At 67.2% G+C, this 20300-nt stretch carries 19 protein-coding genes; 2 read left to right on the top strand and 17 right to left on the bottom strand.

Annotated elements, in window-relative coordinates; all coding sequences use genetic code 11:
* Positions 1-8 precede the first annotated feature (8 nt).
* From ftsA to mraZ, 14 genes are all read right to left on the bottom strand, one after another.
* Positions 9-1262 (bottom strand): cell division protein FtsA, encoded by a 1254-nt coding sequence (ftsA, locus tag BJP62_RS11500; protein ID WP_070529768.1) that lies wholly within the window; start codon positions 1260-1262, stop codon positions 9-11.
* Between the two features lie 50 nt (positions 1263-1312).
* Positions 1313-2131 (bottom strand): cell division protein FtsQ/DivIB, encoded by an 819-nt coding sequence (locus tag BJP62_RS11495; RefSeq protein ID WP_070529767.1) that lies wholly within the window; start codon positions 2129-2131, stop codon positions 1313-1315.
* 202 nt (positions 2132-2333) lie between these two features.
* Entirely contained in the window at positions 2334-3245 is a 912-nt protein-coding gene (locus BJP62_RS11490; RefSeq protein WP_070529766.1) for a D-alanine--D-alanine ligase, read from the bottom strand.
* Between the two features lie 10 nt (positions 3246-3255).
* On the bottom strand, positions 3256-4662 hold the full coding sequence (gene murC, locus BJP62_RS11485; protein WP_070529765.1) for a UDP-N-acetylmuramate--L-alanine ligase: 1407 nt from the start codon (positions 4660-4662) through the stop codon (positions 3256-3258).
* Positions 4659-5711: an undecaprenyldiphospho-muramoylpentapeptide beta-N-acetylglucosaminyltransferase gene (gene murG, locus BJP62_RS11480; protein ID WP_070532652.1), complete on the bottom strand. Its 1053-nt coding sequence runs from the start codon at positions 5709-5711 to the stop codon at positions 4659-4661. The genes murC and murG overlap by 4 nt, the downstream gene beginning before the upstream one ends.
* 134 nt (positions 5712-5845) lie before the next feature.
* The gene (gene ftsW, locus BJP62_RS11475) at positions 5846-7033 is read right to left on the bottom strand and encodes a putative lipid II flippase FtsW (RefSeq protein WP_070529764.1); all 1188 of its coding nucleotides are present in this window, start codon (positions 7031-7033) and stop codon (positions 5846-5848) included.
* 4 nt (positions 7034-7037) lie between these two features.
* Entirely contained in the window at positions 7038-8441 is a 1404-nt protein-coding gene (murD, locus tag BJP62_RS11470; protein ID WP_070529763.1) for a UDP-N-acetylmuramoyl-L-alanine--D-glutamate ligase, read from the bottom strand.
* An 8-nt stretch (positions 8442-8449) separates the two neighbouring features.
* Positions 8450-9535, bottom strand: a complete 1086-nt coding sequence (gene mraY, locus BJP62_RS11465; protein WP_070529762.1) for a phospho-N-acetylmuramoyl-pentapeptide-transferase — start codon at positions 9533-9535, stop codon at positions 8450-8452.
* A 2-nt stretch (positions 9536-9537) separates the two neighbouring features.
* A complete protein-coding gene (gene murF, locus BJP62_RS11460; protein WP_236943603.1) occupies positions 9538-10902 on the bottom strand; it encodes a UDP-N-acetylmuramoyl-tripeptide--D-alanyl-D-alanine ligase in 1365 nt (454 codons plus the stop codon).
* Positions 10899-12395 (bottom strand): UDP-N-acetylmuramoyl-L-alanyl-D-glutamate--2,6-diaminopimelate ligase, encoded by a 1497-nt coding sequence (locus tag BJP62_RS11455; RefSeq protein ID WP_070529761.1) that lies wholly within the window; start codon positions 12393-12395, stop codon positions 10899-10901. The genes murF and BJP62_RS11455 overlap by 4 nt, the downstream gene beginning before the upstream one ends.
* Entirely contained in the window at positions 12383-14263 is a 1881-nt protein-coding gene (locus BJP62_RS11450; RefSeq protein WP_236943602.1) for a penicillin-binding protein 2, read from the bottom strand. The genes BJP62_RS11455 and BJP62_RS11450 overlap by 13 nt, the downstream gene beginning before the upstream one ends.
* A gap of 4 nt (positions 14264-14267) precedes the next feature.
* Entirely contained in the window at positions 14268-14570 is a 303-nt protein-coding gene (gene ftsL, locus BJP62_RS11445) for a cell division protein FtsL (RefSeq protein ID WP_070529760.1), read from the bottom strand.
* Complete coding sequence (rsmH, locus tag BJP62_RS11440; protein WP_070529759.1) at positions 14567-15490, bottom strand: 16S rRNA (cytosine(1402)-N(4))-methyltransferase RsmH; 924 nt, start codon at positions 15488-15490, stop codon at positions 14567-14569. Before rsmH ends, ftsL begins: the two co-directional genes overlap by 4 nt.
* Complete coding sequence (gene mraZ, locus BJP62_RS11435; protein WP_236943601.1) at positions 15487-15912, bottom strand: division/cell wall cluster transcriptional repressor MraZ; 426 nt, start codon at positions 15910-15912, stop codon at positions 15487-15489. Before mraZ ends, rsmH begins: the two co-directional genes overlap by 4 nt.
* A 248-nt stretch (positions 15913-16160) precedes the next feature.
* Between mraZ and BJP62_RS18700 the strand changes: the two genes are divergently transcribed.
* Both BJP62_RS18700 and msrP read left to right on the top strand, forming a co-directional pair.
* The gene (locus BJP62_RS18700) at positions 16161-16328 is read left to right on the top strand and encodes a hypothetical protein (RefSeq protein WP_168163833.1); all 168 of its coding nucleotides are present in this window, start codon (positions 16161-16163) and stop codon (positions 16326-16328) included.
* A gap of 71 nt (positions 16329-16399) precedes the next feature.
* The gene (gene msrP, locus BJP62_RS11430; protein ID WP_070529757.1) at positions 16400-17314 is read left to right on the top strand and encodes a protein-methionine-sulfoxide reductase catalytic subunit MsrP; all 915 of its coding nucleotides are present in this window, start codon (positions 16400-16402) and stop codon (positions 17312-17314) included.
* Positions 17315-17321: 7 nt separating this feature from the next.
* Here the strand turns inward: msrP and BJP62_RS11425 are convergent, their stop codons facing one another.
* From BJP62_RS11425 to glnK, 3 genes are all read right to left on the bottom strand, one after another.
* Positions 17322-17798 (bottom strand): YcnI family protein, encoded by a 477-nt coding sequence (locus BJP62_RS11425; RefSeq protein WP_070529756.1) that lies wholly within the window; start codon positions 17796-17798, stop codon positions 17322-17324.
* Between the two features lie 116 nt (positions 17799-17914).
* On the bottom strand, positions 17915-19681 hold the full coding sequence (gene amt / locus BJP62_RS11420) for an ammonium transporter (protein ID WP_145927188.1): 1767 nt from the start codon (positions 19679-19681) through the stop codon (positions 17915-17917).
* Between the two features lie 27 nt (positions 19682-19708).
* A complete protein-coding gene (gene glnK, locus BJP62_RS11415; RefSeq protein WP_070529755.1) occupies positions 19709-20047 on the bottom strand; it encodes a P-II family nitrogen regulator in 339 nt (112 codons plus the stop codon).
* Positions 20048-20300 lie beyond the last annotated feature (253 nt).

Raw genomic sequence — 20300 nt, 5'->3', positions numbered from 1 at the left:
GAAACTGACTAAAAATTATTCTGGAACCACGCCTTCATGCGGCCCAGAATGTCCCCGAACGATCCGTCCTTGGCCTTGCCGGCCGGATTCTTGTGGTATTGCTCCCTGGCCAACAACAGCAGGCCGACCGCGGTCGAATAGCGCGGATTCTTGACGACCTCGGCCAGACCGCCGACGTATTTCGGCAGCCCGAGCCGGACCGGCATGTGGAAGATTTCTTCGGCGAGCTCGACCATGCCCGGCATCAGCGAGGCGCCGCCGGTGATGACGATGCCGGAGGACAGCCGGTCCTCGAAACCGTTGCGGCGCAGCTCGGCCTGCACCAGCGCGTAAAGCTCCTCGATCCGCGGCTCGACGACTTCGGCCAGCGTGTGCCGGCTCATCTGGCGCGAGCCGCGCTCGCCGACACCGGGCACCTCGATCATCTGCTGCGGATCGGTCATGTGCCGCAGCGCGACGCCGTGCTGGATCTTGATGTTCTCGGCCTCGGCCGTCGGCGTGCGCAGCGCCATCGCGATGTCGTTGGTGATCTGGTCGCCGGCGATCGGAATCACCGCGGTATGGCGGATCGCGCCGCCCATGAACACCGCCAGGTCGGTCGTGCCGCCGCCGACGTCGACGAGGCAGACGCCGAGTTCCTTCTCGTCGTCGGTCAGCACCGACGTTGCCGACGCCAGCGGCTGCAGCACGACCTCGGCAATCTCGAGGCCGCAGCGGCGCACGCACTTGGTGATGTTCTGCACCGCCGACACGGCGCCCGAGACGATGTGGACATTGACATGCAGCCGCACGCCGGACATGCCTAGCGGCTCCTTCACGCCTTCCTGGCCGTCGATCATGTATTCCTGCGCCAGGATGTGCAGCACCTGGTGGTCGGTCGGGATGTTGACCGCGCTGGCGGTCTCGATCACGCGCTGGACGTCGGCGTCGGTGACCTCCTTGTCCTTGATCGCGACCATGCCGTCCGAGTTGATCCCCTTGATGTGGCTGCCAGCGATGCCGGTGAACACTTCGCGGATCTTGCAGTCGGCCATCAGCTCGGCCTCGCCGAGCGCGCTCTGGATCGCGCCGACGGTCTTCTCGATGTCGACGACGACGCCGCGCTTGAGGCCGCGGCTGGTCGCCGAACCGAGGCCGACGACGTTCAGCATGCCGTCGTCCTGGATCTCGGCAGCGACGGCGACGATCTTGGATGTCCCAATATCGAGCCCGACGATGAGGTTGTTCGCGTCTCTACTCACAGCAGCCTCTTTCTTACTCATTCAATTCAAAACAGGCCGGCGCCGCAGCACCGGTCACGGATTCGTTCCCGCTACGCCGAAGCGCTGCGGGGCTTGGGTTTCACTGCCGGCATGCTGGCCGCAGGCTTCGCGGCAGCCGGTCTGGCCGCGACGGGCCTGGCACCCGGCTTGGCCGTCTCCTCGGGCTTGTACGCCGGCAGCCGGACGGCAAAGCCGTTCGGGTAACGCAGGTCGACATATTCGAACGGATGCTTCTCGGCGATCAGCGCCAGCGAGTTCGGATACGCTTCGGCAAAGCGGCGCACGCGCTCGACCGCGTCGTCGCGGCCGACCTCGACGACGACGCCGTTGTCGAGCTGGAAGCGCCAGGCGCGCCGTGGCGACAGCCACAGGTGCGTCGGCGCCTTCTGCAGCGGCGCCATCGCGTCCGTGAGCACCCGGTAGCCTTCGACCATCAGCTTTTCGGTGCCTTCGGGCCCTTCGAGCACCGGCAGCGCCTCGTTGCTGGCGGCGTCGAAACGCTCGCCGTAGGTATTGAGCAGGGCGATCGAACCCCAGCGGGCATACGCGCGCTGCTCCTCGATGCTGACTTCGAGCCGGTCCGGCCAGCGCCGGCGCACGTTGACCTCGCGCACCCACGGCAGCTTCTCGAACGCCTGGCGCGTCTTGTCGAGGTCGAGCGTGAAGAACGTCCCCTTCAGTTCGTTCCGGATCACGTACTGCAACTGTTCCTTGGTGACATGCGACAGCTCGCCGTCGATCTTGACCTGGCGGACCGGGAACAGCGGCGAGTGGATCGTCAGAAACACCAGCGAATAGAACAGCAGCAGCACCGCCAGCGCGGTGAGCAGGTTGGCGAACCACATCAGCAGTTGCGGCCTATCCCACATTCGAACCTCGGCATGGCTGCTGCGCGTGCGCCATACGGCGTCGTGCGCTGCTCGTCATCCTCACGTACTCGCGTACGCTGCGGTGACTGCGCTGCTGACTCCTTGTCTGGCGCCCGCTCGCGACGCCCTGACGAGGTTCTCTTGTTGCTGGAATCACGTTTCCTCTCTGTTCACAGTTGGCAAACGGTCTGGGCAGGCATGTTCATTCAGCCTCCAGCGTCGTATCGAGGATCTGCAGCACCAGCTGCTCGTAGCCGATGCCGGCTTCGCGCGCGCACATCGGGAACAGGCTGTGGCTGGTCATGCCCGGCGCGGTGTTCGGTTCGAGCAGGTAGACCTTGCCGTCGGCGTCGGTCAGGAAGTCGATCCGCGCCCAGCCGGTCGCGCCGAGCACGCGGTAGGCGGCTTCGGCGAGCACGCGCGCCTGCGCTTCGGCTTCGCCCTGCAGACCCGGGCAGGTGTAGACGGTGTCGTCGCGGAAGTACTTGGCGTCGTAGTCGTAGAACTCAGTCGCCGGCTCGATCTTCACCGTCGCCAGCGCGCGGCCGTCGAGCACCGCGCAGCTGTATTCGCCGCCGGACACGGCCTGCTCGACCATCACCAGCGGGTCGTACTTGGCGGCTTCCTCGTACGCGGCCCGGATTTCGTCTGCTGTGCGGCACTTGGTGACGCCGACGCTCGAACCGCCGTTCGACGGTTTAACGAACACCGGCGAGCCGAGCTTCGGGATCACCGATTCGAAATCGCTCTGCGCGTCGAGCAGCAGGTAGGCCGGCACCGGCAGGCCGACGGCCTGCCACATCAGCTTGGTGCGCCACTTGTCCATGCCGATCGCGCTCGCCATCACGCCGCAGCCCGTGTACGGAATGCCGAGGTATTCGAGCGCGCCCTGGATCGTGCCGTCCTCGCCGTCGCCGCCGTGCAGGATCAGGAAGGCCCGGTCGAACCCCTCCTCGTGCAGCGCCTCGAGCGGTTTTTCGGCCGGATCGAACGCATGGGCGTCGACGCCCTGGCTGCGCAGTGCCTCGAGCACGCCACGGCCGCTCATCAGCGAGACTTCGCGCTCGCTCGATTCGCCGCCCATCACCACGGCGACCTTGCCGTATTGCTTCATTTCAGCCATTTCAGTTCTGCACCAGTTTGCCGGGAACGGTGCCGATCGAGCCCGCCCCCATCGTGATCACCACATCGCCGTGCTTCGCGGCCGCGACGATGGCGGCCGGCATGTCGGCGATCTGCTCTACAAAAATCGGTTCGACCTTGCCCCCGATACGCACCGCACGCGCCAGCGAACGGCCGTCGGCGGCGACGATCGGCGCCTCGCCGGCGGCGTAGACCTCGGCCAGCAGCAGGCCGTCGACGGTGCCGAGCACCTTGACGAAGTCCTCGAAGCAATCGCGCGTGCGGCTGTAGCGGTGCGGCTGGAAAGCCAGCAGCAGCCGGCGTCCCGGAAAGGCGCCGCGCGCCGCGGCGATCGTCGCGGCCATCTCGACCGGGTGGTGGCCGTAGTCGTCGACCAGCGTGAACGTGCCGGCGTCCGGGCCGTCGGGCAGCGCCTGGCAGGCGACCTCGCCGTAGCGCTGGAAGCGCCGGCCGACGCCCTGGAACGTCGCCAGTGCGCGCTGGATCGCATCTTCGGACGCGCCGACCTCGAGGCCGATCGCGATCGCCGCCAGCGCGTTCAGCACGTTGTGCTGGCCCGGCATGTTCAGCGTGACCGGAATCCGCCGGGTCTCGCCGTTCTCCCAGACCGCGTCGAAACGCATCTGGCCCTCAAACGGGACGATATTCTCGGCGCGCAGCATCGCGTCGGGGCCGGTGCCATAGGTCGTCACCGGGCTGGTCACGCGCGGCAGGATTTCACGGACGTTGTCGTCGTCGACGCACAGCACCGCGCGGCCGTAGAACGGCAGGTGGTGCAGGAAATCGACGAAGGCCTTCTTCACGTTGTCGAAGTCGTGGCCATACGTGTCCATGTGGTCCTGGTCGATATTGGTCACGACCGAGATCATCGGGCTCAGGTAGAGGAAGGACGCGTCGCTCTCGTCGGCCTCGGCCACCAGATAGTCGCCGTGGCCGAGCCGGGCATTGCTGCCGGCGGCGTGCAGCTTGCCGCCGATGACGAAGGTCGGGTCCATGCCCGCGGCTTCGAGAATGCTGGCGGTCAGGCTCGTCGTCGTCGTCTTGCCGTGGGTGCCGGCGATCGCGATGCCGCGCTGCAGCCGCATCAGTTCGGCGAGCATCAGCGCACGCGGAATCACCGGGATCTTGCGCGCACGCGCCTCGACCACCTCGGGGTTGTCGTCCTTCACCGCGCTCGAAATCACCACCACGTCGGCATCGGCGACGAAGGCCGCGTCGTGGCCCTTGTGGACGACGGCGCCGGCCGCCTGCAACCGCTGCGTCGCGGCATTGCTGCCAAGGTCGGTGCCGCTGACGGCGAAGCCCTGGTTGGCAAGCACCTCGGCGATGCCGCTCATGCCGACCCCGCCGATGCCGACGAAGTGGATCCGTTTGACCTTGTGTTTCATCTTGCCAGTTCCTCGATCACCGCCACGACCCGTTCGGTCGCGTCGGGTTTGGCGAGCTGCCGGGCCTTCTGGGCCATCGCAAGGCAGCGCGCACGGTTTGTTTCTTTCAGCAGCGCCGCGAAACGCTCGGCGCCGAATTCGCTTTGTTGCAGCAGCACGCCGGCGCCGGCATCGCTGAGATAACGCGCATTGCCGGTCTGGTGGTCGTCGACCGCGTGCGGGAACGGCACCAGCACCGCCGCGGCACCGACGCAGGCCAGCTCGGACACCGTCAGCGCGCCGGCACGGCACAGCACCAGATCGGCATCGGCATAGGCGCCGGCCATGTCGCCGATGAAGGCGGCGCACTCGGCGGCAACGCCGGCCGCGGCGTAGTTGGCCTTCAGGGCGTCGATGTGCTTCTCGCCGGCCTGATGGATCACCACCGGCCGTTCGGCCTCGGGCAGCAGCGCCAGCGCCTTCGGCACCTGTTCGTTGAACACCTGCGCGCCGAGACTGCCGCCGACGACCAGCAGCTTCAGCGGCCCGCTTCGACCGGCGAAACGCTGCGCGGGTTCGGCGACCGCCGTGATCGCATCGCGGACCGGATTGCCGACGCAGTCAAACCGCGGCGGTGCTGTACGGAACGCCGACGGAAACGCGAACAGCACGCGGCTGGCGAGCTTCGACAGCGCCTTGTTGGTGAGGCCGGCGACCGAGTTCTGTTCGTGCACGACCAGCGGCAGCCACAAGAGCCGCATCGCCAGACCGCCTGGGAAACCGGTAAAGCCGCCGAAGCCGATCGCCACGTCGGGGCGGTGGCGGAAAATGGTCCGCAGCGAGCCGTACAGCGCTTTCAGCTGCACCCACGGCTGGGCCAGCTTCTTCACGAGCCCCTTGCCGCGCACGCCGGTAATGGCCAGCGTTTCGAGCGGGATGTCGTGCTGCGGCACGATGCGCGTTTCCATCGCCCCGGCCGCGCCGAGCCAGACCACATCCCAGCCGCGTTCGCGCATCGCCTTGGCCACGGCGAGTGCCGGGAAGATGTGGCCGCCGGTACCGCCGGCCATGACGAGCAGGGTGCGCCCGGCACGAGCGGGTACGGTAGAAAGCGGCTGTGCCGTGACCGCGGCCTGCCGCGATTTCGCCCGACTGACAAAAGCGAGAATCAGTATGACCAGCACTACGAGGGTCAGAATCCAGCTCATACTTTCCGCCCCCGCATCAGCTGCCTGTTCTCGTAGTCGATGCGCATCACGACGCCGAGCGCCAGCAGGTTGGCGACGATGCCCGAGCCGCCGAACGACAGCAGCGGCAGCGTCAGGCCCTTGGTCGGCAGCAGGCCCATGTTCACGCCGATGTTGATCACCGACTGCACGCCGATCCAGATGCCGATGCCCTGCGCCACCAGCGCCTGGTAGGCGCGGTCGAGCTTGGCCGCCTGCACCCCGATCATGAAGCAGCGGAACACCAGGAAGGCGAACAGGCCGACGACGACGACGACGCCGAGCAGGCCGAACTCCTCGGCGATGATCGCCATCAGGAAGTCGGTGTGCGCTTCGGGCAGGTAGGAGAGCTTCTCGACGCTGGCACCGAGGCCGACGCCGTGCCATTCGCCGCGGCCGAAGGCGATCAGCGAGTGGCTCAGCTGGTAGCCCTTGCCGTACGGGTCCTGCCACGGGTCGAGGAAGCCGAGCACGCGCGCGCGCCGGTAAGGCGAACTGGCGATCAGGCCGACGAAGCCGATGCCGAGCAGCACGATCAGTCCGGCAAACAGCCGCCAGTTGAAACCGCCGAGGAACAGCAGGCCCATGGCGATCGCGGTAATCACCGCGAACGCGCCGAAGTCCGGTTCGAGCAGCAAGAGGCCGCCGACGATCAGCATCACGAACAGCATCGGCAGCAGGCCCTTGGTGATGCTGGGCCAGAAGTCGCCGCCCATGAACGCCGCCTTGCGCACCGTGTAGTCGGCCGCGTAGAACGCGACGATCAGCTTCATCAGCTCGGACGGCTGCAGGTTGATCACCACCAGGCCGAGCCAGCGGCGGCTGCCGTTGACCTCGCGGCCGATGCCGGGGATCAGCACCAGGATCAGCAGCAGTACGCCGAGGATGAACAGCAGCGGCGCGTACTGCTGCAGGGTCCGGGTCGAGACGCTGAAGGCAAAGAAGGCCGCGACCACGCCGACGACGAGGAAGATCGAGTGCCGGATCAGGAAATAGGTGCTGCGGAAACCGGTGTCCTTGTCGACCTCGGCCATCGCGATCGACGCCGAGTAGACCATCACCAGGCCGATGGTCAGCAGCAAGAGCACGCACCACAGCAGCGCCTGGTCGTAGGCGGCCATGCTGGGGCGGATGCGCTTGAGGGCCCGGTAGAAGATCGCTTTCATCGCGTCAGCCTTCCAGACCCCGCACGGCGGCGATGAACACTTCCGCGCGGTGGTGATAGTTGCGGAACATGTCGAGGCTGGCGCACGCCGGGCTCAATAGCACGACATCGCCCGGCTCGGCGAGGTTGGCGGCCATCTGTACGGCCATCTCGAGCGTCGGCACCTGCAGCACCGGCAGGAAGGCCTCGCCGTCGTCGTTGGCGTCGACAAACGCCGACATCGCGTCGTTGAGTACCCCGGCGATCTGCGGGCCGTCGCGGCCGATCAGCACCACGGCACGGCAGATGCGCTCGGACGCCGTCTTCAGCGGCGTGAAGTCCTGGCCCTTGCCATCGCCGCCGGCGATCAGCACCACCGGCCGGCTCATGCCCTTGAGCGCGGCTTCGGTCGCGCCGACGTTGGTGCCCTTCGAGTCGTCGTAGTAGCGGACGCCGGCCTTCTCGGCGACGAACTCGACCCGGTGCGGCAAGCCCTTGAACGCCTTGAGCGCGGCGATCGACAGCGCGCTCGGCAGGCCGATCGCCCTTGTGAGCGCCAGCGCCGCGAGTGCATTGGCGGCATTGTGCAGGCCGGCCAGCTGCAGGTCCCCCGCCTTCATCAGCGTGCGCTCGCCGAGCTTGAGCGCGACGTCGTCGCCGTCGGCAACAAGGCCGTACTCGCTCGGATTGCGCGGCGCGTCGGTACCGAACCAGACGATGTTGCGGCCCGGCTGCGTCATGCCGCGGCACCAGCCGTCCTCGCGGTTCAGCACCATCACACCGAGGCCGTTGAAGATCCGTGCCTTGGTCTGCGCGTAGTCGCGCATGCCGTCGTAGCGGTCGAGGTGGTCTTCGGTGACGTTGAGCACGACGGCCGCATCGGGCGTCAGCGAATTCGTCGTTTCGAGCTGGAAGCTCGACAGCTCGAGCACCCAGATGTCCGGACTGCCGCTGCGGCCTTCCCACTCGGTCAGCGCATCGAGCACCGGCAGGCCGATGTTGCCGGCAACGACGGTCTTCAGCCCGGCCTGCTCGCACATCTTGCCGACCATGCTGGTGACCGTGGTCTTGCCGTTGCTGCCGGTGATCGCCAGCACGCGGGCGCCGCTGCCGCGGATCGCGCGCGCGAGCAGTTCGACGTCGCCGGCGACTTCGACACCGCGGTCGATCGCACGGGCGATCTCGGGCGTCGCCAGCGGCACGCCGGGGCTGACGACGAGCAGCTCGGCGTCACGGAAGGTCGCGTCGGTGAATGCGCCGAAGCGGGTCTCGACAGCGGGCAGCTCGGCGGCCAGCGTGTCGGCGCCGGGCGGCACGTCGCGGCTGTCGGCGACGGTGAGCCGGGCGCCGTGGCGCGCGAGCCAGCGCACGCACGACAGCCCGGTGATGCCGAGCCCGACGACGATGATGTGTTTGCCGTTGAAATCCATGTCGTCTCCTAGCGCAGCTTCAGCGTCGCCAGGCCGACAAGGACCAGCAGCATGGTGATGATCCAGAAGCGGACGACGACCTGCGTCTCCTTCCAGCCCTTGAGTTCGTAGTGGTGGTGCAGCGGCGCCATCCGGAACACGCGCTTGCCGGTCATCTTGAAGCTGGCGACCTGGATCATCACCGACAGCGCTTCGACGACGAAGACGCCGCCCATGATCAGAAGGACGATTTCCTGCCGCACGACGACCGCGACGGTGCCGAGGCCGGCACCGAGCGCCAGTGCGCCGACGTCGCCCATGAACACCTCGGCCGGATAGGCGTTGAACCACAGGAAGCCGAGCCCCGCGCCGGCCATCGCCGCGCAGAAGATCACCAGCTCGCCGGCGCCGGGTACGTGCGGAACGCCGAGGTAGGTGGCGAATTTGATGTTGCCGGCGACGTAGGCGAAGATGCAGAACGCACCCGAAACCAGCACCGTCGGCATGATCGCGAGGCCGTCGAGGCCGTCGGTCAGGTTGACCGCGTTGCTGGTGCCGACGATGACGAAATAGGTCAGCACGCAGAAGCCGATCGCGCCGAACGGGTAGAGGATTTCCTTGTAGAACGGGATGATGAAGCCGGTCTGCGCCGGCAACTGGCCGACGTTGACGAGGAACAGCCCTGCGCCGATCGCGATCGCGGACTGCCAGAACATCTTGGCCTTGGCGCTCAAGCCCTTCGGGTTCTTCAGCGCAACCTTCTTGTAGTCGTCGACGAAGCCGATGATGCCGGTCGCCATCGTGACGATCAGCACCAGCCAGACGTACTTGTTGGCCAGATCGCCCCACAGCAGCGTCGTCAGGCCGATCGACAGCAGAATCAGCGTACCGCCCATCGTCGGCGTACCGGCCTTGACCAGATGCGTCTGCGGGCCGTCGCTGCGCACCGCCTGGCCGACCTTCATTTCGGTCAGCTTGCGGATCACCCAGGGCCCGAGCACCCACGAGATCGTCAGCGCGGTCATCGTCGCCAGCACCGCGCGCAGCGTGATGTAGTTGAAGACATTGAAGGCGCGGATCGATTCGCCGAGCCATTGTGTCAGCCAAAGCAGCATGACTAGTTGTTTCCCTGTTCGTTGACGAGCGCGTCGACGACGCGCTCCATGCGCATGAAGCGCGACCCCTTGACCAGCACCACCGCATCCGGCCCGGCTTCGGGCCCGAGTTCGGCGAGCAGCGCGGCCAGCGTGTCGAAATGCCGGCTGCCGAACGCCGTGGCGGCCTCGCGCATCTGTTCGCCGAGCGTGAACAGCGCCTGCACGCCGGCCGCCTTGGCATAGGCACCGACCTCGGCGTGCCGCGCCGGCGCGTCGGCACCGACCTCGCCGATATCGCCGAGCACCAGCAAGGTCCGCTTGTGCTGCTCGGCGCCGATACGCACCAGCACGTCGATCGCGGCCTTCATCGAATCCGGATTGGCGTTGTAGCTGTCGTCGATCAGCAGCGCGCCCGAGCCCGCCTGCTTGCGTTCGAGCCGGCCTTTTACCCCCTGGTATGCGGCAAGGCCAGCGGTACAAATCACAAGCGGCACATCCAGCGCCAGCGCCGCGGCGGTCGCGGCGAGCGCGTTGCGGACGTTGTGCATGCCCGGCACGCCAAGCTCGACCGGCGCTTCGCCGGCCGGGGTCTCCAGCGTGAAACGGCTGCCGAGCGCGCCGGCAACGACCCCGGTCGCGCGGACGTCGGCAGCGGCGCCGAGGCCGAAACCGGTCTGCGACCGGCCGGTGGCGAGTTCGCGCCACAGCGGCGCGTAGTCGTCGTCGGCATTGAGAATCGCCGTGCCGCCGGCGACGAGGCCGGCGAAGATCTCGCCCTTGGCGCGCGCGACGCCTTCGACCGAGCCGAGCGCCTCGAGGTGCGCGGCGCCGGCGTTGTTGACCAGCGCGACATCGGGCCGCGCCATCCGCGTCAGATAGTCGATCTCGCCGAAATGGTTCATGCCCATCTCGACCACCGCATATCGGTGCTGCGGTCGCAGGCTCAGCAGCGTCAGCGGCACGCCGATGTGGTTGTTCAGGTTGCCGCGCGTCGCCAGCACCGCCTCGGAGCCGGCATGGGCGGCGAGGATGGACGCGGTCATTTCCTTGACGCTGGTCTTGCCGTTGCTGCCGGTGATCGCGACCAGCTTCGGCGCGATCACGTCGCGCCAGTGGCTCGCCAGTTCGCCGAGCGCCTTGAGCGTGTCGGCAACGACGATGCGGTTGCCCGCACCCGCGGTCTCGACCAGCACCGCGGCCGCGCCCTGCGCCAGCGCGGCATCGGCAAAGTCGTGGCCGTCGAAACGCTCGCCGCGCAGCGCGACAAACAGGTCGCCCTCGCGGATGTCGCGGCTGTCGGTGGTGACACGCGCGAACGCCGCCGCCGCGTCGCCTTGAACGGCGCCACCGACGGCCTGCGCTGCATCGTGCAACGTCAGCATCATGGTGTTTTCCTTGTCAGCGCCGCCTGCGCCTGTTCGACGTCGTCGAAATGGTGGCGGACGCCGTGGATTTCCTGGTAGGTCTCGTGGCCCTTGCCGGCGATCAGCACGACGTCGCCAGCGCCGGCGAGGTCGATCGTCGCGGCGATCGCGCGGGCCCGGTCCGATTCGATCGAATAGTTGGCCAGCCCGCTGCCGTCGACGCCTTCGACGCCGGCAATGATGTCGTCGATGATCTGTTGCGGCGGCTCGGACCGCGGGTTGTCGCTGGTGATCACCGTCGCGTCGGCGAGGCGGCAGGCGATCTCGCCCATCAGCGGCCGCTTGCCGCGGTCGCGGTCGCCGCCACAGCCGAACACGCAGTAGAGCCGCCCACCCGCCGGCATCGCCTCGCGCAGCGTCGTCAGCGCCTTGTCGAGCGCGTCCGGCGTATGCGCGTAGTCGACGACGACCAGCGGCTGCCGACCGCCGCCGAGCCGCTGCATCCGTCCCGGCGCCGACACGATCGCCTCGAGCGCGGCAACCGCGTCGGACAGCGTCACTTCGGCGGCCAGCAGGACGCCGAGGCAGGCCAGCAGGTTGTAGGCGTTGAAACGGCCGACCAGCGACGAGCGGATCATCGCCGTGCCGGCCGGCGTGACGACGTCGAGCACCAGCCCGGCGAGCGTCGCCTCGATCCGGCTCGCGCGAATGTCGCCGGCATCAATGCCGTAGCTCAGCACGCGCGGCGCGGTCGTCGTCTTGAGCAGCGCATGGCCGAACGCGTCGTCGGCATTGATCACTGCCGCCTTCAGACCCTGCCAAGCGAACAGTCTGGCTTTTTCGGCGCCGTAGGCTTCGAGCGTGCCGTGGTAGTCGAGGTGGTCGCGCGTCAGGTTGGTGAACACGGCGATGTCGAACGCGACGCCGTGTGCACGCGCCTGCGCCAGCCCGTGCGAGCTGACTTCCATCGCGACATGGCCGGCACCGGCGTCGCGGAACCGCGCCAGCCAGTGCTGCAGCGCGACCGGGTCGAGCGTCGTGTGCGTCGAGCTTTCCAGCGCCGGATAGATGCCGTTGCCGAGCGTGCCGAGCACGCCGGTCCGGTGGCCGAGCCGGGTGAACGCCTGACCGAGCCAGTTGGCGATCGACGTCTTGCCGTTGGTGCCGGTGATGCCGACGACGGTCTGCGCCGCGCTCGGATAGCCGAGCAGGTGGGCCGCGACGATGCCGGCCTGCGCCCGCAACTGCGGCACGGCCAGATTCGGCACCGTCCATCGCGCCTGCCAGGCAAAGTCGCCGCCTTGCGGATCGTCGATTTCCCACAGCACCGCGCCGGCGCCGGCGTCGATCGCCGCCTGGATGTACCGGCGCCCATCGGCGTACTCGCCCTGAAAGGCAAGGAAGACGTCGCCGGGCTGGATCTTGCGACTGTCGGCAACGACACGACGGCCAGCGGCGATCGCATCGATCGCCGTGAAGTCGAGCGCGGGCAGCGGCCAGCTTATGGGACCCATGCTTCGTCCTCCCTGGTGTCCTGAGGACTCGGCAGCAGAATGTTGTTGGTCGGTGCGTCGGGCGGAATGCCCAGCAGCCGCAGGGTGCCTGCGACGACGCTGGAGAACACCGGTGCGGCGACCGCGCCGCCGTAGATGCTTTTCTTGATGTCCGGTTCGTCGATCATCACCGCGACGATCAGCCGCGGGTTCGATACCGGCGCCAGACCGACGAAGGAGCCGACGTATTTCTTGTCGGTGTAGCCGCCGCCGCTCTGCTTGCGCGCGGTCCCGGTCTTGCCGGCGACGCGGTAGCCGACGACCTGCGCCCGTGTCGCGGTGCCGCCGGGCTGGGTGACCTTTTCCATGTAGCCGCGGATCGTCCGTGCTAGCTCGGGCGAGATCACCTGCTTGCCCGGCATCGGCGCCGTCTGCCTGATCAGGCTGACCGGGTGCTCGATGCCGTCGGTGGCGAAGATCTGGTAGGCCTTGGCCATCTGCATCAGGCTGACCGACAGGCCGTAGCCGTAGCCCATGGTGCCCTGCTCGATCGGGTACCAGGTCTTGAACGGCCGCAGCTTGCCGGCCGATTCGCCCGGGAAGCCCAGGCCCGGCCGCTGGCCGATGCCGGCGGCGTTGAGCATGTTCCACTGCGTTTCGCGCGGCATCGTCAGCGCCACCTTGAGCGAGCCGATGTTGCTCGAATGGACGATGATGCCTTCGGGCGTCAGCACGCCGTAGTTGTGCGTGTCCTTGATCGTGAAGCCGCCCATCGACAGCGCGCCGGGCGAGGTATTGAACGTCGTCTTGGCGTTGATCGTGCCGGCCTGCATCGCCGCGGCGATCGTCAGCGGCTTCAGCGTCGAACCCGGCTCGTACAGGTCGGTGATCGCGCGGTTGCGCTTCTTCGACGGATCGATCCGTTCGCGGCTGTTCGGGTTGTACGACGGCGAGTTGGCCAGTGCGAGGATTTCGCCGGAGCGCGCGTCGAGCACGACGATGCTGCCGCCGACCGCGCCGAAGTCGCTGACCGCCTTGTTCAGTTCACGGTAGGCGAGGTACTGGATGCGCCGGTCGATCGACAGCGCCAGCGTCTCGCCGTCCTTCGGCGGCACGATGGTCGAGATGTCCTCGACGATGTAGCCGCGCCGGTCGCGGATCACCGTGCGGCTGCCGGTCTGGCCCGACAGCAGCTTGTCGCGCGCGAGCTCGAGCCCTTCCTGACCGTGGCCGTCGATATTGGTATAGCCGACGATCTGCGCCATGATCTCGCCGGCCGGGTAGTAGCGGCGGAACTCGGCCTGCGCGTAGACGCCGGGGATGTTCAGCGCCATGACGTTCTTGGCGTCCTGCGGGTTCATCTGCCGGCGCAGCCAGACGAAATCGGGCCGGCTGGGCTTGCCGTCCTTGTCCTTGATCACCTCGCCCTTGCCGGTGCGGCGCGGCTCGGACAATTTCTTCACCACGTCGGCGACGGGCATGCCGAGCGCACGCGCCAGCTTACCGACCTCGTCCTGCGACAGCGGCACCGGGTCCTTGTCGTTCTCGGGCTCCCAGTCGGCCGGACGCGTCTGGCCGTTCGGCAGCAGCGCGATGCTGCGCGGGCTGGCCCAGACCGACTGGACCGGGGTCGAGATCGCCAGCGGCTCGCCGTTGCGGTCGGTGATCATGCCGCGGTTGGCCTCGAGCCTGAGCGTGCGCGTGTAGCGCGCATCGCCCTGGCCCTGCAGGAACTCATCGTTGAACACCTGCAGCCACAGGCCGCGGCCGAGCAGGATTGCGAACAGCCCCATCAGCCCGGCGACGACGAACCAGACCCGCCAGCGCTCGAGCTTGAGCTGCTGGCTGTAGCGCTTGCGCGCCTGGGTCGGCGGGATCATCCGGTTCATTGCCTCAGCCTGCCGGGGAGTGTTTCGGGCGCGGGACGACCTGCCCTTGCGGCAGGATCACCTGGGTGCGGTTGGCGGCCGGCAGCTGCATGCCGAGCTTGGCCGTCGCCTCGCTCTCGATGCGCGAGTGCATCGCCCAGGTGCTCTGCTCGAGCTGGAGCTGGCCCCACTCGACGTCGAGCTTGCGGGTGGCCTGCTCTTCCTTCTGCAGCTCGCCGTAGAGCTTGCGGGCGTTGGACTGGCTGGTGACGACCGACAGCGCGCACGCGATCAGCACGGCGAGCAGGAACAAGTTGAGGCGGGTCATGCCGCGGCCTTTTCCGCCACGCGCAGGATCGCGCTTCTGGCGCGCGGATTGTCCGCGACCTCGCCGGCGCTGGCCCGGGCCGGTTTGCCGATCGCCTTCAGCGGCGACGGCGGGATGTCGGCGGCGCGGATCGGCAGCCGGTCGGGCAGGTCATGCCGGCTCTGGTCCTGGATGAAGCGCTTGACGATCCGGTCTTCGAGCGAGTGGAACGCGATCACCGACAGCCGCCCGCCGGGCGAGAGCCTCGCCAGCGCCTGCGGCAGGATCAGCGCGAGCTCTTCAAGCTCGCGATTGACGAAAATCCGAACAGCCTGGAAGGTACGCGTCGCCGGGTCCTGGCCCGGCTCACGGGTGCGGACGGCGCGCGCCACGAGCGCGGCAAGTTCGCCGGTGGTGGACAATGGCCGCTCGCTGCGACCTGCAACAATCGCTGCTGCAACCTGTTTAGCAAACCGCTCTTCGCCATAATCCCTGATGACCTCCGCAATGTCTTTTTCGTCGGCGCTGTTCAGCCAGTCCGCGGCGGTCTGGCCGCGGGTGGTGTCCATGCGCATGTCCAGCGGCGCGTCGAAGCGGAAACTGAAGCCGCGACTGCCGTCGTCGATTTGGGGCGAGCTGACGCCCAGGTCGAGCAGTACGCCGTCGACCGCCGGCACGTTCAGCGTGTCGAGCGCACGTGCGAGCGCCGCAAAACCGTCATGCACGATGGTGAAGCGCGGGTCGTCTATCGTCTGCGCCTCGGCGATCGCGTACGGATCCTTGTCGAAGGCGATCAGCCGGCCGTTGGGACCGAGCTTCGAGAGGATCAGGCGCGAATGGCCGCCGCGGCCGAAGGTGCCGTCGACGTAGATACCGTCCGCGCGGATGTTCAGCGCGTCGACCGCTTCGTGAAGCAGGACGGTTTTATGGATGAAGCTCACAGCACGATGCCTTGCATTTGGGTTTCAAGATCGGCCGGCGACAGGTTGAATACCGCCTGATTCTTCGCCGACCATTGGCCGTCGTCCCAAATCTCGAATTTGTTGCCGATGCCGACGAAGGCGATTTCCTTTTCCAGCCCGGCGAGCTGCCGCAGCCGCGGCGCAATCAGGATGCGGCCGGCGCCGTCCATGTCCATTTCTTCGGCATGGCCGACAACCAGGCGGCGGATTTGCGACTGCGCACCGGACAATTTGTTCAGTTCGTCGCGCACCGGCGCCCAGTCGGATTGCGGATAAAGCAGCAGGCAGCGATCGGGGCTCACCGTCAGCACCAGCCGGCCCGCGCTGCGCGCGAGCAGCAGTTCGCGATGCCTGGCCGGAATCGCCAGACGTCCCTTGCTGTCGAGGTTGAGGGTTGCCACGCCGCTGAACATGAGCCTTGTCTCGTTCGGGGAAAAAATCCACTTTCGCCCACTTTTTCCCACTTTCGCCCACTATAGCAGCAATTAAAAACCCGCCACAAGGGCGGGTTTGGGGTTTCCCGTTTTGATACAATCACTTAGCCGCGTTTAATGAGCGCAGCATCAGTCCGAGAAAATCAAAGCATAATTAACCAGATACCGGCCATATCTTAAAGTGCCACTTTAACTTGGCTCCCGCTTGGTCGCCCATGTTTGGTAAACCCCTCCGATTCGTCCTGCTCGCCCTCGCCGTGCTGCTGCTCTGGCGCATGCTGTCGCCGGCCTGGCGATCCGAAGCGCATCGCGGCGTCCGGATTGCCGCGCGGGTCTTGCTCGCCGGCGCGCTGATCGCGCTCGGTGCGCACTTTTTGCGCTAGCCGGACTCCAAGCACCGTCAGATTCGCGTCGCCACCGCGACCAAGCTGAATCACGGACCTGGAGACCAGGCATGTCGCACTTGCCCATTCTGCCGTCGGACATCACCGCCGAATCGCTCTACCTCGACCGGCGCCGTTTCCTGCAGGCCACCGGCGGCCTGATCGCCGCCGCCATGCTGCCCGACGCCGAGGCGGCGGCGCTGGCAGCGCAGCCGAGCCGCTTCAGTACCGGCGAGGAAAAGAACAGCTGGGAGCAGATCACCGGCTACAACAATTACTACGAATTCGGTACCGACAAGGGCGACCCGGCACGGCATGCCGGCGCGCTGAAAACGCGGCCGTGGACGCTCCGGGTCGAGGGCGAATGCGAGGCGCCGAAAACCTTCGACATCGACACGCTGCTGAAGCTGGCGCCGCTCGAAGAGCGGATCTACCGGCTGCGCTGCGTCGAAGGCTGGTCGATGGTGATTCCGTGGGTCGGCTACCCGCTGTCGTCGCTGCTCAAGCAGGTCAGGCCGACATCAAAGGCCCGGTACGTCGAGTTCGTGTCGCTCGCCGACCCGAAGCAGATGCCCGGAATACGCCGGCCGGTGCTCGACTGGCCGTATACCGAGGGTCTGCGGATCGACGAGGCGGTCCATCCGCTGGCGATCCTCTGCCTGGGCCTGTACGGCAAGCCGCTGCCGAACCAGAACGGCGCGCCGGTACGGCTGATCGTGCCGTGGAAGTACGGCTTCAAGAGCGCCAAGTCGCTGGTGAAAATCGTGCTGCGCGACACCCAGCCGGCGACCGCGTGGAACAAGGCAGCGCCGAACGAGTACGGCTTCTATTCGAACGTCAACCCCGAGGTCGACCACCCGCGCTGGAGCCAGGCCAACGAGCGCCGGATCGGCGAGCTGCTGCGGCGCAAGACGCTGCCGTTCAACGGCTATGCCAGCGAGGTCGCCGGCCTGTACAAGGGCATGGACCTGAAGAAGTACTTCTGAGCGCGGCTCAGTGGTGGTGGTGACCGCTGCCGGCCGCCGGTGCGAGTTCGAGCACCGGCGCCGGATGTTCCGGCTCGGCCTGGCCCGCTACAGGAATGCCGGTCCAGCCGATCTTGCGCTTGCCGCACCACTGCTCGACCTTGAAATAGAGCTTGCCGGCTTCGGCCGGCAGGCTCAGCAGCATCGCGAACTCGTCGAACTGCGTGTCGGGCAGCGTGCCGCCGTGCCAGCGCACCGCGGTGACGCGCTGGTCCGCCGCGGTCTCGATATCGAGCTTCCAGCCCGCCCTGGCCGCCGGCTTGGCCATGGTCACGCCGGCGGGCACGATCACCCGCAGCCCCGTCGTCGCGGCGCCGTCGCAACCGTGCGCAACCTGAAACACCGCCTTGTAGTCGCTGCCGGCCGGCGCGTATTTCTGCTGCAGCATCACATGCGCTTGGGCGCTGCCGGCGAGCAGCGCCAGCACCACGGCGGAACGGATCATCGCGCTATTCCTTGAAAGGGATCCGCGAGTCTAGCCGCGAATGCGCCGATGACCGGTCATCGGCGGCGAACGTAAAAAAGCCCGCCTTGCGGCGGGCCGTCGAAGCATTGCAACGATCAGAGATTGTAGGCCTTTTCGCCGTGGCTGGTGACGTCGAGGCCTTCGCGCTCTTCGTCCTCGCGGACACGCAGGCCGATGACCAGGTCGACCAGCTTGTACGCGACGAGCGAAACGATGCCCGACCACAGGATCGTGACGCCAACGCCGATCGCCTGGATCTTGACCTGGTTGCCGATCGAATAGCCTTCGGCCACCTTGTTGGCGACGTAGTCCCACACGCCGGTGCCGCCGAGGTCCGGCGAGGCGAACACGCCGGTCAGGATCGCGCCGAGGATGCCGCAGACGCCGTGGACGCCGAACACGTCGAGCGAATCGTCGGCGCCGAGCAGGCGCTTCAGGCCGTGCACGCCCCACAGGCCGGCGACACCGGCGATCAGGCCCATGACCAGACCGCCGCCGACGCCGACAAAACCGGCGGCCGGGGTGATGACGACGAGGCCGGCGACGGCGCCCGATGCGGCACCGAGCAGGGAGGGCTTGCCCTTGAGCAGCCATTCGGCAAACAACCACGACAGTACGGCGGCAGCGGTGGCAACCCAGGTGTTGACGAAGGCGAGGGCGGCGGTACCGTTGGCTTCGAGCGCCGAGCCGGCGTTGAAGCCGAACCAGCCGAACCACAGCAGCGAGGCGCCGATCATCGTCATCGTCAGGCTGTGCGGCGCCATCGCTTCGCGGCCGAAGCCGACGCGCCTGCCGACCATGAAGGCACCGACCAGGCCGGCAACGGCTGCGTTGATGTGGACGACGGTACCGCCGGCGAAGTCGAGGTCACCCTTCTGGAACAGCAGGCCCGCGGTCGCGTTGGCGGCATCGGCGGCGGCTTGCGAGGTGTACGCATCCGGACCGGCCCAGTACCAGACCATGTGGGCCATCGGCAGGTAGGCGAAGGTGAACCACAGCACCATGAACACCAGCACGGCCGAGAACCTGGCGCGTTCGGCGAACGACCCGACGATCAGCCCGCAGGTGATGCACGCGAACGCGCCCTGGAACACGACGTAGACCAGCTCGGAGACGCCGACGCCCTTGCTGAACGTTGCAGCGATCGAATCCGGCGTCACGCCCTTGAGCATCAGCTTGGAGAAGCCGCCGAAGAAGGCGTTACCTTCGGTGAACGCCACCGAATAGCCGTAGATCACCCACAGCACCGCGATCAGCGAAAACACCACGAACACCTGCACCAGCACCGACAGCATGTTCTTGCTGCGCACCAGGCCGCCGTAGAACAGCGCCAGACCCGGGATCGACATCAGGATCACCATGCTCGCCGCGACGATCAGCCATGCGTTGTCGCCCTTGTTGACGGTCATCGTCGGCGCGGCGGCCGGTGCTTCGGCGGCGACGGCTTCGGCGCTGGCCGGTGCGGCGGCCGGCACGGCCACGGCGATCTCGACGCGACGTGCCTCGTTCGCGTCACCGCCGCCGGTCGTCACCGCCGGTTTTTCCAGGCTGATCTGCGCATCGGCCAGACCGGCCTTGACCAGCAGGTCCTTGACCGCCAGCGCGCGCTGCTTGGCCAGCTCGGCATTGGCCGCGGCGTCGCCGCGCTCGTCGTGGAAGCCGGCGATGCTCAGCACGACCTTGCCGTCCGCCTTGGCGAAATCGACCAGCGGCTGCGCCGCCGTCGCCGCGTCGGCGGGCAGTTCGGCCTTGCCGGTCTCGAAGTACAGTTTGGCGGCTGCCGGAGCATCCGCCGCCAGCGCCGCGCCGGCGAGCATCAGCCCGCACAGCAGCGCCATGAATCTTGCCAGCCAGGTTTTCATGCTTCTCTCCTTCCCGCGTCTTTTTAGTTAGATGGCCGCTTCGCCGGTTTCGCCGGTGCGGATGCGCACGACGTGCTCGAGATCGAAGACGAAGACCTTGCCGTCGCCGATCTTGCCGGTGTTGGCGGCCTTTTCGATCGCTTCCAGCGTCGCGTCGAGCTGGTCGTCGGCAATCGCGACCTCGAGCTTGACCTTGGGCAGGAAGTCGACGATGTACTCGGCACCACGGTAAAGCTCGGTGTGGCCCTTCTGACGGCCGAAGCCCTTCACTTCGATGACCGTGAGCCCCTGTACGCCGATCGCGGACAGCGCCTCACGCACTTCATCGAGCTTGAACGGCTTGATGATGGCGGTGACGAATTTCATGGGAGACTCCTTGGAAACAGGACGATGACGTAGAAGGTCTAGCAGAAAGCGTGCCAATCGCCGGGAAACACGATGGCCGGCCCGGATCACCGGTGCAGCCGTTGCAAACGCACCGACTCGGCGCAGCCGACGCGGGCTGCACCATGCCGGCGCACCGCCTCGGTGCCTGCGCCGGGACGCAACTTCGCCGCCACGGCGCGGTCTACCCATCTGCTAGACTTCGAGCCTGCCCAGCCCAATACGGAGAGAAAGC

It is taken from the genome of Jeongeupia sp. USM3 (assembly GCF_001808185.1).
Lineage (GTDB): Bacteria > Pseudomonadota > Gammaproteobacteria > Burkholderiales > Chitinibacteraceae > Jeongeupia.
Note: the sequence above shows the minus strand (reverse complement) of the source record. Positions and strands in the feature narration are given on the sequence as shown.